The sequence below is a fragment of the Klebsiella sp. 18074 genome (assembly GCF_902705905.1).
Classification (GTDB): Bacteria; Pseudomonadota; Gammaproteobacteria; order Enterobacterales; family Enterobacteriaceae; genus Klebsiella; species Klebsiella terrigena.
The window spans coordinates 137,639-152,152 of record NZ_CACSIS010000006.1; the positions used below are offsets into that span (position 1 = coordinate 137,639).

Annotated in this window: 12 protein-coding genes; 6 read left to right on the forward strand and 6 right to left on the reverse strand. The window is 60.7% G+C overall.

Features of this window, described 5'->3' with window-relative positions:
• Positions 1–6 precede the first annotated feature (6 nt).
• From GVK32_RS08265 to ycaC, 4 genes are all read right to left on the reverse strand, one after another.
• Complete coding sequence (locus tag GVK32_RS08265; RefSeq protein WP_159237316.1) at positions 7–1,662, reverse strand: glucan biosynthesis protein D; 1,656 nt, start codon at positions 1,660–1,662, stop codon at positions 7–9.
• Between the two features lie 189 nt (positions 1,663–1,851).
• The gene (locus GVK32_RS08270) at positions 1,852–2,625 is read right to left on the reverse strand and encodes a transporter substrate-binding domain-containing protein (RefSeq protein WP_159870156.1); all 774 of its coding nucleotides are present in this window, start codon (positions 2,623–2,625) and stop codon (positions 1,852–1,854) included.
• An 11-nt stretch (positions 2,626–2,636) separates the two neighbouring features.
• Positions 2,637–3,806: a pyridoxal phosphate-dependent aminotransferase gene (locus GVK32_RS08275; RefSeq protein WP_159870159.1), complete on the reverse strand. Its 1,170-nt coding sequence runs from the start codon at positions 3,804–3,806 to the stop codon at positions 2,637–2,639.
• 144 nt (positions 3,807–3,950) lie between these two features.
• Positions 3,951–4,574 carry an isochorismate family cysteine hydrolase YcaC gene (gene ycaC / locus GVK32_RS08280; RefSeq protein WP_159870162.1) on the reverse strand — a complete coding sequence of 208 codons (624 nt, stop codon included), beginning with the start codon at positions 4,572–4,574 and terminating at the stop codon, positions 3,951–3,953.
• Positions 4,575–4,763: 189 nt separating this feature from the next.
• Between ycaC and GVK32_RS08285 the strand changes: the two genes are divergently transcribed.
• Positions 4,764–5,660, forward strand: a complete 897-nt coding sequence (locus GVK32_RS08285; protein WP_159870165.1) for a LysR family transcriptional regulator — start codon at positions 4,764–4,766, stop codon at positions 5,658–5,660.
• Here the strand turns inward: GVK32_RS08285 and GVK32_RS08290 are convergent.
• Together GVK32_RS08290 and GVK32_RS08295 are read right to left on the reverse strand one after the other, a co-directional pair.
• Positions 5,599–7,107, reverse strand: a complete 1,509-nt coding sequence (locus tag GVK32_RS08290; RefSeq protein WP_159870168.1) for a carboxylesterase/lipase family protein — start codon at positions 7,105–7,107, stop codon at positions 5,599–5,601. The genes GVK32_RS08285 and GVK32_RS08290 overlap by 62 nt on opposite strands.
• A 42-nt stretch (positions 7,108–7,149) precedes the next feature.
• Complete coding sequence (locus GVK32_RS08295) at positions 7,150–8,493, reverse strand: VOC family protein (protein WP_159870171.1); 1,344 nt, start codon at positions 8,491–8,493, stop codon at positions 7,150–7,152.
• A gap of 242 nt (positions 8,494–8,735) precedes the next feature.
• Here GVK32_RS08295 and pcaH point away from each other — a divergent pair, with 242 nt between their 5' ends.
• The 5 genes from pcaH (at position 8,736) to GVK32_RS08320 (ending at position 14,470) form a co-directional block, all read left to right on the forward strand.
• The gene (pcaH, locus tag GVK32_RS08300) at positions 8,736–9,476 is read left to right on the forward strand and encodes a protocatechuate 3,4-dioxygenase subunit beta (RefSeq protein WP_123551404.1); all 741 of its coding nucleotides are present in this window, start codon (positions 8,736–8,738) and stop codon (positions 9,474–9,476) included.
• On the forward strand, positions 9,473–10,093 hold the full coding sequence (pcaG, locus tag GVK32_RS08305; protein ID WP_159870174.1) for a protocatechuate 3,4-dioxygenase subunit alpha: 621 nt from the start codon (positions 9,473–9,475) through the stop codon (positions 10,091–10,093). Before pcaH ends, pcaG begins: the two co-directional genes overlap by 4 nt.
• 172 nt (positions 10,094–10,265) lie before the next feature.
• Positions 10,266–11,189, forward strand: coding sequence for a LysR substrate-binding domain-containing protein (locus tag GVK32_RS08310; RefSeq protein ID WP_041145324.1), 924 nt, complete (start codon positions 10,266–10,268; stop codon positions 11,187–11,189).
• Positions 11,190–11,553: 364 nt separating this feature from the next.
• Positions 11,554–13,926 (forward strand): membrane-bound PQQ-dependent dehydrogenase, glucose/quinate/shikimate family, encoded by a 2,373-nt coding sequence (locus GVK32_RS08315; RefSeq protein ID WP_159870177.1) that lies wholly within the window; start codon positions 11,554–11,556, stop codon positions 13,924–13,926.
• 265 nt (positions 13,927–14,191) lie between these two features.
• Positions 14,192–14,470, forward strand: coding sequence for a hypothetical protein (locus GVK32_RS08320; RefSeq protein ID WP_159870180.1), 279 nt, complete (start codon positions 14,192–14,194; stop codon positions 14,468–14,470).
• The last annotated feature ends 44 nt before the right edge of the window (positions 14,471–14,514 follow it).

Below are 14,514 nucleotides of genomic sequence, written 5' to 3' on the forward strand. Positions count from 1 at the left end.
GGGCGGTTACTTCATCACCCGGTCATCGACGTAGCGACGCTCGTCCGCAGCCGGTGGGAAATACTGATACAGCCAGGTTTCGCTGATCGCATCGCCCTGGCAGCGCAGGAACATGCGCATCTCTACCGGGTCGGTGGAGTCGTTAGTCGGGTACCAGTCGAAGAGGATCCGGTAGCCATCAAACGGTTCAACGTAGAGGATCTCAACCTGCTTCGCCTCGCCGTTGGAGAGGGTGATCACCGGCTCGATGCCTCTTGGCGCCGCGGCCTTCAGGTCACCGCCGACAAAATCAATCGCAAAACGACGGGCCCACTTGTCCGGATAGTGCTCGCCAGGCGCCCAGCCTTCCGGGAAGCCGCCCATACCGGTACGGGTTGCCAGCACGCGGGCCAGCGGTGAACGGACCGGTGGCTGCGCGCTCCAGTAGAGGCGGTAGCTGAAGTCAAGTTCATCCCCCGCCTTGATCGCTTTTTCCGGCTGCCAGAAGCAGACGATATTATCCAGCGTCTCGCCGGTGGTCGGGATCTCCATCAGGCTGACCGCGCCCTTGCCCCACTGGTTACGCGGCTCGACCCACAGGCTTGGGCGCTTGTTGTACCAGCCCATAATGTCCTGATAGTGCGAGAAATCGCGGTCGAGCTGCAGCAGGCCAAAACCGCGCGGGTTTTTGTCCTGGAAGGCGTTGAACTGCAGCTTCTGCGGGTTATTCAGCGGACGACATACCCACTCGCCGTTGCCGCGCCACATGGCGAGACGATCGGAGTCGTGAATTTGCGGGTGAATGGTATCGCAGGTCCGCCGCTCGTTGTTGCCGCAGCTGAACATGCTGGTCATCGGCGCGATGCCGAGCTGCTTGATGTCCTTGCGGGCGTAGATGTGGTTCTCCACATCCATGATCACCTGCGTCTCCTGGCAGTTGATGACAAACTTGTAGGCGCCGGTCACACTCGGGCTGTCGAGCAGCGCGTAGACGGTAAAGACGGTGGCGCCCGGCTTGACGGTTTCAAACCAGAACGAGGTAAAGTCCGGGAACTCTTCCGGCGTATCGGTAAAGGTATCCACCGCCAGGCCGCGGGCGGAGAGCCCGTACTGGTAAGTGCTGTCCACCGCGCGGAAGTAGCTCGCGCCGAGGAACGCTACGATATCGCGACGCGCCAGCTCCGGCGCTTTGAAGGCGCGGAACCCGGCGAAGCCGAGGTCGGTCTGCCCGACCAGCTGTTTGGTGTCTACGCCGGCATCGTTGTAGTTAAACAGCTCCGGACGGAAGTGAATTTCACGCGCCTGCTGGCTCTGCGTATCGAGCGAGAACATACGCACCCGGCGACGAAAGCCCATGCCGACGTGGAAGAACTGGATGTCCAGCTTGCGATCTTCGATATTGTTCCACAGCGAGTGCCCGGCATCGTACTGGATGCTGTTATAGGCCTGCGGGGTCAGATTCGCCAGCGTCGGCGGCAGGTCTCGCGGAGCGCCGCCCCAGGGCTGACGGGAGAGATCGTGGGCCATCCCTTGTAACACGGAGAAGTCAAAGCGGCGCGTCAGCCCATCGGCAATGCCTGATTCTTCAGCAAGCGCGGCTTTTGAGAAAAGAGAGGCGACTCCTGACGTTCCGCATACGGCGGCAACTGCCATGGAAGATTTAAGAAAACGTCTGCGGTTCATGCCTGAGAAAGCGTCCTTCTGTTGTGCCAATTGGGAGGCAACGCGACAAACAGATGCGTCGTGAATTTCGCTCACTCTAGACAAAAACGATTAATAATCCAATTGTTGGCGACAGAAAAAGCGTGAAAAAAATATGTCCACCGGACCAGACCGAATTCCCCGCCGGATAAACCGGCGGAGAATGATGCATTATTTGACGCTAACATCGATGCCCGGGAAGTATTTCGCCGCCAGCCGGGTGATGGTGCCGTCGGCGCGCACTTTATCAATCGCGGCATCAAGCTGCTTTTTCGTCGCCTCATCGCCCTTGCGCAGACCGTAGCCAATCCCGCTGCCGAGGATGGTATCGTCAGCCACCGGCTTGCCGATAAAGCCAAAGCCTTTCCCCTGCGGCTTGCTGAGGAAACCGGCCTGCCCGGCGGCGGACATCACCAGCGAAGCGTCGATACGCCCGTTGAGCAGATCGGCCCACGCCATATTCTGATCTTTATAGGAGACCACGCTGACGCCGTGCTTCTCCCAGTGCTCCTTGGCGTAGGTTTCCTGAATCGACCCCTGCAGCACGCCGATGGTTTTCCCCTTCAGCCCTTCCGGGGTCGCCTGCATACCGCTGTCGGCTTTACCGACCAGCTGTGACGGAATGCGGTAGATAGGCTGGGTAAAGTCGATGCTCTTGTACCGCTGCTCGGTAATGTTCATCGCCGAGTTAATGGCGTCGAATTTCTTCGCCACTAGCCCCGGGATCAGCGCATCAAACGAGGTTTCCACCCAGCTGCACTTGAGCTGCGCGGCCTGGCAAATCGCCATCCCCAGATCGATATCGAAGCCTTCCAACTCCCCGGCCGAATTACGGCTTTCGAACGGCGGGTATTCCGCTTCCACGCCGTAGCGTAATTCGCCGGCGGCGAGCGAAGAGAAGGTACAAATCATCCCCAAAGCGAGGGTAAGGGCTTTTATTTTCATCGTGTGGCTCCTCAACGCGGCTTAACGTGACACAGCGCCTGCGCGCCGGCCCGTAACGTGGCTTCATCTTTAGCAAAAGAAAGACGTATCAGTTTGTTATCAGTACCATCCGCGTAAAACGCCGACAGTGGAATAGTGGCGACGCCGTAGTCGACGATCAGCCTCTTCACCATTTCGCTGTCACTTTCGTCGCTGAAATGGCTGTAGTCCGCCAGCATGAAGAAGGAGCCGGCGCTCGGCAACAGGCGGAACGGCGAATCCGCCAGCTGCTGCTTCAGCAGATCGCGCTTTTGCTGATAAAACGCCGCCAGCCCCAGCCAGGATTGCGGGTCGGTCATCTGCTCAGCAAACGCGTACTGCATCGGCGTATCGGCCGAGAACATCAGAAACTGGTGAACCTTGCAGATTTCATCCATCAGCGCCGCCGGCGCAACGCAGTAGCCTACCCGCCAGCCGGTCACGTGGTAGGTTTTGCCGAAGGAAGAGACGATCACGCTGCGCTCTGCCAGCTGCGGATGAGTGGCCATCCCGTGATGCTGCGCCCCGTCGAAGACCACATGCTCATACACCTCATCCGACAAAATAACGATATCGGTATTGCGGGTCAGCGCCGCCAGGCGGGCTAAATCCTCGGCGGAGAGCACCTGGCCGCTGGGATTGTGCGGCGTGTTGATCACGATCATCCGCGTCCGCGGCGTGATGGCGGCGGCGACTTCGTCCCAGTTGATGGTGAAATCGGGCACCGTCAGCTTGATCGCCACCGGCGTGGCGCCCTGCAGGCGCACGATCGGCCCGTAGCTGTCGAACGCCGGTTCGAAATAGATAACCTCATCGCCGGGATGCACCAGCCCGCCGATGGCGGAGTAGAGCCCCTGGCTGGCGCTGGCGGTAATCAGCACTTCGTCGTCAACGTCGTAGCGGGTGCCGTAGAGCGTGGCGATTTTCTCGGCGATACGCTCTTTCAGCACGCGCAGCCCGGTCATCGGCGCATACTGGTTATGCCCTTCGGCCATCGCCCGCGTCACCCCCTCAACCAGCCGGGCATCGCAGGCAAAATTGGGCGCGCCCTGAGAAAGGTTGATCGCGTTATGCTGCGCGGAGAGCTGGCCGATTACGCTAAAAATGGTCGTACCGACATCGGGTAGTTTGGAGCGGGTGGTCACCGGAGAAGTGAGACGCATGGTTAATCCTTTCTCATTATATTTGCATAACCATTCAATCTAAAGGTACCGGCGGCGACAAACGAATTGTTGTCATAGTAGCCATGAGCGTTGATCATGGCTGAGGGAAAAAGAGGGCCAGCCACAGGCTGGCCGCGGCAGGAATTACTTGCTGGTTAAGGTGTTAAAGCTGGTCATCAGATTGCGATAGTCCGGGATGTGGTTAGCAAACAGCGTCCCCAGCCCTTCAACATCATTTCTCCAGTCGCGATGCAGCTCACAGGCGGCGCCAAACCACGACATCAGCTGCACGCCGGCCTGCGACATCCGATCCCATGCCGCATCGCGGGTAATTGGGTTAAAGGTCCCCGAGGCGTCGGTTATCACGAAGACATCGAACCCCTCTTCGATGGCCGACAGCGCCGGAAACGCCACGCACACTTCGGTGACCACCCCGGCGATAATCAGCTGCTTCTTGCCGGTCGCCTTCACCGCCTTGACGAAATCTTCGTTATCCCAGGCGTTAATATTCCCCGGTCGGGCGATATAGGGCGCATCCGGGAACTGCGCCTTCAGCTCGGGCACCAGCGGGCCGTTGGGGCCATTTTCAAAGCTGGTGGTCAGGATGGTTGGCAGGCCGAAGTACTTAGCCATGTCGCCAAGAGCAAGGACGTTGTTCTTGAATTTATCGGGGTCGATATCGCGCACCAGCGACAACAGCCCGGCCTGATGATCGACCAGCAGCACGGCTGCATCACTCTTATCCAGACGAACGTACGGTTTAGCCATGACCTTTTCCTCATATCAACATCGGATGATCCCACCGGAACGAGCGCTCCGGCAGCTGTTTTCACAATAAGGTTGATCATAGTTTAACCGCGGGCCGCTGATTAGCCGTCGAAAGTGCAACGCATTGTCCCATTCCCGGAACGAAGCGTGGCATACTGCCTATGATCAAAATGCATAGCTGGAGACGACATGTCGCGGAGCGCCCTGCCTTTTAATACCGTCGAGACCTTTCTGGTGACCGCCAGACACCTCAACCTGACCCACGCCGCGCGCGAGCTGTGCCTGACCCAGGGCGCGGTGAGCCGCCAGATTGCCGCGCTGGAAGGCTGGTTCGGTTTCCCGCTGTTTGAACGCCACGCGCGCGGGCTACGCCTGTCGCCCCAGGGCAGCGCCCTCTATCCGGAGCTCCAGTCGGCGTTTGGCCGCCTGGTCACCGTCGCCGAACAGGCGCGTCAGCAGCAGACCGTGGTGCGCCTGAAGGCGCCAACCTGCGCCATCCGCTGGCTGGTGCCCAGGCTGGTGGCGATAGAACAGCGCCACCCGGAGCTGCAGATAGCCCTGACCACCACCATCGAACATAGCGTTAACTTCAAAACGGAGCCCTACGACGCGGCGATCGTTTTCGGCACCCATCACAGCGCCGGCGATCTGCTGTTCGACGAGGCGCTGACGCCGGTCATCAGCGGCAGTACGCCCTGCGACGCCCGCCTCGACGGCGCGACGTTTTTACATCCGACGCGGGATAAAACCGACTGGTCGCTGTGGCTGACGCAGTTCTCCCCCGATGCGCCGCTGGCGATGCGCAAAAACCAGCACTTCGATACCATGGATCTGGCGATCACCGCCGCCATGCAGGGGCTGGGGATCGCCATCGCCGACGCGACGCTGGTGGCGGAAGACCTGCGGGTTGGCCGCCTGGTGCGTCCTTTTACCCTGAGCGTGAAAACCGGCGCCAGCTACCGCCTGCTGGTGCGGGCATCGCAGAGCAAAGCCGATGGCCTGGCGCGGTTTCGCGAGGAGCTGGTTAATCCAGCGTCACGTGATGGCGCATCACCCGGCGGAACAGCGCCAGCCGCGCGCGCATAAAGCGGTTCTCCAGCTTAAACCCCACCCTTTTATGCAGCCCGATACGCAGCAGCCGATCGCGACCGCGCCGGCAGGCCAGCCAGCGCACCGGGCCCGGCAGCTCGCTGCAGCCGCTGCCGGCGAGGCGGGCGAAGCTGGCCCAGTAGTTGGCTATCTGCCCGGCAAAGGCTTTATCGCCCTCATCGGCGTAGCCGCGTACCGGCTCGGCGAGCGCGAGGGTATCAAAGACGTAGGGAACCTCGTCCCCGTGCCACGCGCCGTGCGGATAGGTCTCATCCACGGCCTGCGGAACGTAGTCGAACCAGTAGCGCCAGCAGGGCTGTCCGACCCGCTGCTGGGCCTGCATCACCACGTAGCCAAGGGTGGTGAACGCCATGTCCCGGCACACTTCGCGGCCGAGCGCCGCGTCGCCCTTCACGCCGGGGTAGAGCAGCTTAATCAGTCCGAGGCCGAAGCGCCGCTCGCGGCGCAGCTTCTGGATCTGCCCGGCGATATCAACGCCGAAGACCGCCATCACGCTGGCCTCGTCGCTGTTCGAGCCGATCATCACCGGCATGGGATGCTGACGGCCGGCGAAGAAGGTCTCCAGCATCGGCTGCGGCAGCACCGCATCGCCGACGATGGGGGCCGGGCCAATGCTCAGCGGCGCGGTCAGCGCCCAGAAGGCGTCGGCGGGGATCGCCCGCAGCTGCTCAGCGCTGGCGTCCGGCAGCGAAAAATGCTCCGCCAGCAGCCGCCCTTTCTCCAGCGCCCTGGCGCGCGGAAGATCCGGTAGCGTATAGCCGCTTTGGACGATTGCTTTATGGAATAATCCTTTGGCCTTCGGCGAGACCATCAGCGACAGCACGCTGCGCGCGCCGGCCGATTCGCCAAACAGGGTGACGTTTGCCGCATCCCCGCCGAAGGCGTGAATGTTTTCCTGCACCCACTGCAGGGCGGCAATTTGATCGAGCAGCGCAAAGTTATATACCCGCTCGCCCTCCTCGCCCTCCAGCGCCGGGTGCGCGAAGAAGCCGAGATGCCCCAGCCGGTAGTTCACCGTCACCACCACGACGTCCCGACCCGCCAGCGCCTGCCCGTCGTACGGCGGCAGGCTGCCGGCGCCGATGGTAAAGCCCCCGCCGTGCAGCCAGACCATCACCGGCAGCGGCTGGGTGCGGGCGGCAGGTGCCCAGACGTTGAGATAGAGGCAGTCTTCCGAGAAGCGCCCGGGATCGCCGCCCCCCAGCTCGCGGCAGTACTCAATGTCCTGCCAGCTGGCGGCGGAGAAGGCGTCGGCCCGGCGGACGCCCTGCCAGCGCGCCGGCGGGCGCGGGGCGCGCCAGCGCAGTTCGCCAACCGGCGGCGCGGCGAAGGGGATGCCGCGCCAGATGTGGATCCCCTGCTCGGCGCTCCCGGATAACGTGCCCTGGCGGGTTTTCACCAGCGGCGTAGACGGATTCTGCATGACCTGCTTCCTTTTACGGTTTATGCCAGCAGAGTACCGGTTTCAGAGCAGACCGCAACGCCGTTTACTGCGTTCCTCCGCCTGCTGATAGAGCGCAAACTCGTCGAGCACCGGGCAGCCGAGGGCCGTTTCGAAGGCGTCGCGGCTGGCGTTGCCGTGGCTGCGGGCCTGGGTTTCGTTCCCCAAATTAGACTGGAAAATTCCCGCCGCGCTCACCGGCAAAAAGTCTTCATAAATAATCGGCTGGGCAATCAGCCAGCCGCGCTCAATCAGCGGCTGCGGATCGTCGCCGGGGCCGAAAGCCTGGCGATGGGCTTCTCCCGCCGGCATCAGCCGATAGCGGAACCAGGCCAACCCCTGCTGGCGCAGCAGAAACTCGCTGTCCGGAAACTGGCTGAACACGTCCTGCAGGTGGCGCTGATGCTGGAGGTTGTCTTTGCCAACCCCGGCCTCGTTCAGCAGGCGATCGTACAGCGCCCGCCCCTTCGGCGTCAGCGCGATCCCGCGCTGCTCGATTTCGCCAAAACGCGCACTGTGAGTGCCTTTATGCTCCCCGGCGAAGATCACCGGCTCCTCCAGCGCCTTAAAGCTGGTCTGGCGCAGCAGGATCGGCACCTCCCGGCGCGGCGGGCCTTCAATCAGCGCCTTCGGCACGATACCGCACTCCGGCATCAGGGCCTGAACCCGGTCGATATCCAGCGTGCGCGGCGTCAGGTGATTGATATGGCAGCCCGGGAAGCAGACCACATCGGCAATCAGCCGGTGCTCGTTCTGCAAGGCGTGATAGGTTTCATCATCTACCGTGGCGTGGCTGTGCCAGCGGAAGGTCTCTAACGCCTCGCGAACGAACTCCCGCGCTTCAGCGGGCGTGAAGGCGCCGCTCTCTTCGTGCTGCGTAATCAGCTCCCGACAGCGCGGGGTAAAAATGTCGCGCTTAGCCAGAATCTCCGCCGCCCGCTGGCGCAGCTCGACGCTGGCGATCAGCTCGAGGCGCAGCAGCGAGGTGAAAATACGGAATGGGTTGCGCACCAGGGCGGCGTCGTCAACGGGGCGAAAGGCGGTGGAATGAACCGGCACCCCGGCCTGGGAGAGATCGTAATAGCTCACGGGGAACATCCCCATGATGGCAAACATACGGCGCAGCGTCGCCAGCTCTTCGGCAGTGCCGACGCGGATTGCGCCGTGGCGCTCAACGTTCAGCCGGGCCAGCTCATCGGCGTTCGCCAGCTGCTCATGCAGCCTGGGGTTGTTCTCCAGCACCGCCAGATTGACGTCAGCGACCAGTTCGAGGAGCGTCCCGTACTGCGGAACTTCCTGCTGATACATCGCCGACATAGCCTGTGAAAATTGTTCCCGAATCTCATCAGCCGTGATGGTGTTCGCCATGATGTCTTACCTCCAGTGAATACTTCCTGGAGTGTAGAGAAGGCCTCCCGCGCCAGCAGGAAGAATTTACAAACTGTGATGCGGGTAACCTGCCCCTGCCCTTTGTCCGGCGCGGGACATAACCCTAAGTTATGGAATAGAACCTTTAATTTCACTTTAAATTAACAAAACATTTACACACACTGTTTCTGGCGACATTAAAACAACAAGCCCTGTACCGAATAAAACGGAGTACGTACCCTATGAACGATAAATGGTCCCCGCGCGAGGTGGTTCATCGCGACTATAACAGCCATCCTCCCGCTTACGCCCCTGGCTACAAAACCAGCGTTCTGCGCTCGCCGCGCAATGCGCTGATCTCCCTGCAGAACTCGCTTTCTGAAATTACCGGCCCGGTGTTCAGCCACGATGACCTCGGACCGCTGGATAACGACCTTATCCTTAACTACGCCAAAGAAGGCCTGCCGATCGGCGAGCGTATCATCGTCCACGGCTACGTTCGCGACGGCTTTGGCCGGCCGATGAAGAACACTCTGGTGGAGGTCTGGCAGGCCAACGCCGGCGGCCGCTACCGGCATAAAAAGGATAGCTATCTGGCGCCCATTGACCCCAACTTTGGCGGCTGTGGCCGGGTACTGACCGATGAAAACGGCTACTACTGTTTTCGCACCATCAAGCCGGGCCCCTACCCGTGGCGCAATCAGGTCAGCGACTGGCGTCCGGCGCATATTCACTTTTCCCTCTCCGGGGACGCGTGGGCGCAGCGCCTGATCACCCAGATGTATTTTGAAGGCGACCCGCTGATTAAGCAGTGCCCGATCGTCAAAACCATCAATAACGACGATGCCGTTCGCACCTTAATTGCCGAGCTGGATACCCATGCCGCCGTGCCGCTGGACTGCCTGGCGTACCGCTTTGACCTGGTGCTGCGCGGCCACCGCGCGACGCTATTTGAAAACCGCACTCAGGGGGCCGCCCGATGAAAGACTATTTACCCGAAACCGCCTCGCAAACCGCCGGCCCCTACGTTCATATCGGACTGGCGCCGGATGCCGCGGGCTTCCACATTTTCGAGAATAACTTTGGCCCGCGGCTCACCGCTGCGGATACCGAAGGCGAGCGTATTACCATTGAGGGGCGGGTTATTGACGGCTCCGGCACGCCGGTGCGCGACGTGCTGCTGGAGATCTGGCAGGCCAACGCCGCCGGGCGCTACGCGCACCCCGACGACCGGCAGGCCGGCAAACAGCGCGACCCGGTGTTTCGCGGTTGGGGCCGCAGCTGCTCCGACTTCGACACCGGGATCTGGCGCTTTGAAACCATCAAGCCGGGCGCGGTTGTCGGCCGCGACGGCCGGATGATGGCGCCGCACGTCAACCTGTGGGTGGTGGCGCGGGGGATCAACATCGGCCTGAATACGCGGATGTACTTTGCCGACGAAGAGGAGGCTAACCGGGCCGATCCGGTGCTCAATCTGATCGAGTGGGAGGTTCGCCGTCAGACGCTGATTGCCCGGCGCGAAGTACGCGGCGGCGAAATTGTCTATCGGTTCGATATTCATCTGCAGGGCGAGAACGAAACCGTCTTTTTCGATCTTTGAGGTCATTGCGCCCCCGACATGCCCCGGTTCTACCCGGGGCATCGGATTTTTGGCGTCAGGTAAAATTATTTGTAATATAACAAGAGTAAATGTTAATAATATTTTGCCATTGGGTTATCAAATTTAAACAATATCGCTTGTCACCCATACCGCTCTGTTTTTAGTATCAATTATGGAAAAAAACGCTCTCTTTAGTCAGCGCATTCGCTTGCGCCATCTACACACCTTCGTGGCCGTCGCTCAACAGGGAACGCTGGGGCGCGCGGCTGAAACACTTAATCTTAGTCAACCCGCTTTATCAAAAACGCTCAACGAGCTGGAGCAGCTGACCGGAACGCGGCTTTTTGAGCGCGGACGGCTGGGCGCGCAGCTGACGCTGGTTGGGGAGCAGTTTCTCACCCACGCGGTGAAGGTCCTCGACGCGCTCAATACCGCGGGTCAGGCGCTCAACCGCAAAGAGGGGATGAACCCCGACGTAGTGCGTATCGGCGCGCTGCCGACCGCCGCGCTCGGCATTCTGCCAACGGTAATCGGCCAGTTTCACCAGCAGCAGAAAGATATCACTCTGCAGGTCGCCACCATGAATAACACCATGCTGCTGGCGGGTCTGAAATCGGGGGAGATCGATATCGGCATCGGGCGCATGTCCGACCCGGAGCTGATGAGCGGACTCAACTATGAGCTGCTGTTTCTGGAGTCCCTGAAGCTGGTGGTTCGCCCCGGCCACCCGCTGCTGCAGGAGACGGTGACGCTCAGTCGGGTGATGGACTGGCCGGTCGTCGTTTCACCAAAGGGGACCATCCCCCGCCAGAATGCCGAAACGCTGCTGCAAAGCCAGGGATGTAAAATTCCCGCGGGCTGCATAGAAACGCTCTCGGCTTCGCTATCGCGCCAGCTGACCGTCGATTACGACTATATCTGGTTCGTCCCCTCCGGGGCGGTGAAGGACGATCTGCGGCGCGGCCTGCTCAGCTCCCTGCCGGTACCGACCCAGGGCGCCGGGGAGCCGATCGGTATTCTGACCCGGGTTGATGCCACCCTCACCTCCGGCGCGCAGACCCTACTCAGCGCGATTCGAAAATCGATGCCCGCCTGAGCCTCAATTCCGGACGGAGCGCCGCCTCCCGGCGCCTCTTGCGGGCAAACCTGTGCCCCCTTCCGGCATCCGTAGCCTCCCGGCCGCTCCCGGTTTGACTCCCGCCAGGCCCGGCGGCGCCCGAGCGCGGATAACGCCGCTTGCTTAGCAGCGTAATCAATTAGTGCGAAATTATTTATTAACAATTGCGCAAACTTCAGTAACAGATTTATCATTGCCACGATTTCACCATAAGGTTCACATGAAATAAAAATTAGCGAAAAACCCTCTTTCATGAAGCCATTTATCGCTTCACTCAAAAGACACACATTTATTTTTTGATTCATTTGGTTCACACCTGAGAACGGGTGGTTAAGGAGACAACATGACAACGGGTCACGCGCCACGAGGATTCCCCCGGATCCTGAAGTGGCTTCTCGCCGGGCTGATGCTGATAATCGGCCTGGCCATCGGTATTCCTGGCATAAAGCTCGCCACGCTCGGCGGCAGCCTCTATTTCAGCCTGATGGGGCTGGCGATGGTTATCGCCTCCGTACTCATCTTCCGCAACCGTCGCAGCGGCATCCTGCTGTACGCGCTGGCGTTTGTCGCGTCCATTATTTGGGCCATCAGCGATGCCGGATGGACCTACTGGCCGCTGTTCTCGCGCCTGTTTGTCTTCGGCGCGTTGGCGCTTCTTTCGGCCCTCGTCTGGCCTTACTTCTCGGCTAAAGCGACCGCCAAAGGCCCGGCCTTTGGCCTCGCCGCAGCGCTGGCCGTGGTGCTGGCCGTCAGCTTCGGCTGGATGTTCAGGGCACAGCCGCTGGTGAGCGCCACCGAAGAGGTGCCGGTTAAGCCGGTTGCCGCCGGCGAACAGCAGAAAAACTGGGAGCACTGGGGCAATACTACCCACGGCGATCGCTTCGCCGCGCTGGATCAGATTAATAAGCACAACGTGAATCAGTTGCAGGTGGCGTGGGTCGCCCACACCGGGGATATTCCGCAGAGCAACGGCTCCGGCGCGGAAGACCAGAACACCCCGCTGCAAATCGGCGATACGCTGTACGTTTGCACCCCTTACAGCAAGGTGCTGGCGCTGGACGTTGATAGCGGCAAGGAAAAATGGCGCTACGATTCAAAAGCCAGCGCGCCAAACTGGCAGCGCTGCCGCGGACTCGGCTATTACGCGGACGGTGTGGCCCAATCGGCCCCGGCGGCTGACGTTCAGCCCGCCGCCTGCTCCCGTCGCCTGTTTCTGCCGACAACCGACGCGCGCCTGATCGCCATCGACGCCGATAGCGGCAAACCCTGTGAAGCCTTTGGTGAACACGGCGTCGTCGATCTGAGCGTTGGGATGGGTGAAATCAAAGCGGGCTACTACCAGCAGACCTCGACGCCTCTGGTGGCGGGGAACGTGGTGGTGGTCGGCGGCCGCGTGGCGGATAACTTCTCCACCGGCGAGCCTCCGGGCGTGGTGCGCGCCTACGACGTCCACAGCGGCAAGCTGGCGTGGGCGTGGGATCCGGGTAACCCGAGCCTGACCGGTCTGCCGCCGGAGGGCCAAACCTACACGCGCGGTACGCCTAACGTCTGGTCAGCCATGTCTTATGATGCGAAGCTGAATCTGATTTATCTGCCGACCGGCAACGCCACGCCGGACTTCTTTGGCGGCAAGCGCACCGCACTTGACGATAAGTACAGCTCGTCGATCGTGGCCGTCGATGCGACTACCGGCCGGGTACGCTGGCACTACCAGACAACCCATCACGATCTGTGGGACTTCGACCTGCCGTCACAGCCGCTGCTGTACGACCTGCCGGATGGCAAAGGCGGGACCACCCCGGTGCTGGTACAGACCAGCAAGCAGGGCATGATCTTTATGCTCAACCGCGAAACCGGTGAGCCGGTTGCCAAAGTGGAGGAGCGTCCGGTTCCGCAGGGCAACGTGGCGGGCGAGCGCTATTCGCCAACCCAGCCCTACTCCGTCGGCATGCCGATGATCGGTAACGAAACGCTGAAAGAGTCGGATATGTGGGGCGCCACGCCGGTCGATCTGCTGATCTGCCGCATTGCCTTTAAATCCATGCGCCATGAGGGTATTTTCACCCCACCGGGCGAAGATCGTTCATTGCAGTACCCGGGCTCGCTGGGCGGCATGAACTGGGGCAGCGTATCGGTCGACCCGAATAACGGCCTGATGTTCGTCAACGATATGCGTCTCGGCCTGGCAAACTATATGGTGCCGCGCGCCAAAGTGGCAAAAGACGCCAGCGGGATTGAGATGGGTATCGTGCCGATGGAAGGTACGCCGTTTGGCGCAATGCGCGAACGTTTCCTGTCGCCGCTGGGCATTCCGTGCCAGAAGCCGCCGTTCGGTACGATGTCGGCGGTGGATCTGAAAAGCGGGAAGCTGGTGTGGCAGGTGCCGGTCGGCACCGTTGAGGATACCGGCCCGCTGGGGATTCGGATGCATATGCCAATTCCAATCGGCATGCCGACCCTCGGCGCATCGCTCTCTACTCAGTCCGGCCTGCTGTTCTTCGCCGGTACCCAGGACTTCTACCTGCGGGCGTTTGATACCGCCAGCGGTAAGGAAATCTGGAAATCCCGTCTGCCGGTCGGCAGCCAGTCCGGTCCGATGACCTACGTTTCGCCGAAAACCGGCAAGCAGTACATCATCATCAACGCTGGCGGCGCTCGCCAGTCGCCGGACCGCGGCGATTACATCATCGCCTACGCGCTCCCCGAGCAGAAGTAAGTCTCAGGGCCCTAAACGGGGCCCTTGATTGCTGGCAAATGCGTTCTTCTGTCATCGCCCGGCGGCGCTACGCTTGCACGGGCCTACAGGAAACCACGGTTTTCGTAGGTCGGGTAAGGCGCCAGCCGCCACCCGACAAACAGCCAGCAAAATAGCAAAACTGTTTTCTCGCCATCCTACGGGCCTCTTACAGGGCCCTTTCTTTATTCAGCCATGTTATTATTGCGAATGGTTATCAATAAGAACAACTGAACAAGGATAATGGATGAAACCTTCAACCTGCCGCCTGCTTGCGGGCACCATTATGTCGATAATGGCTGCATCGGCTCAGGCGTTGAAGGCTCCAGAGGTGGACCTGCGCAATCCGACGATATGGGAAGAAAAAACCGTGAATCCGCTCGCCGATAAACAACAGCCCTGCGAAGTGTTCAGCGGGCCAAACTGCTCGGTGTGGGAAGATGAAAAATCGGATATCCAACGTGAACGGGAGCGACGAGAACAGCGGCGGTGGCAAAACGGTTATGAAAACCTGCGGCGGGAGTAATTCTGCTTTAGCGATAACCCGGGCATGCCCGGGTTATTATTTTT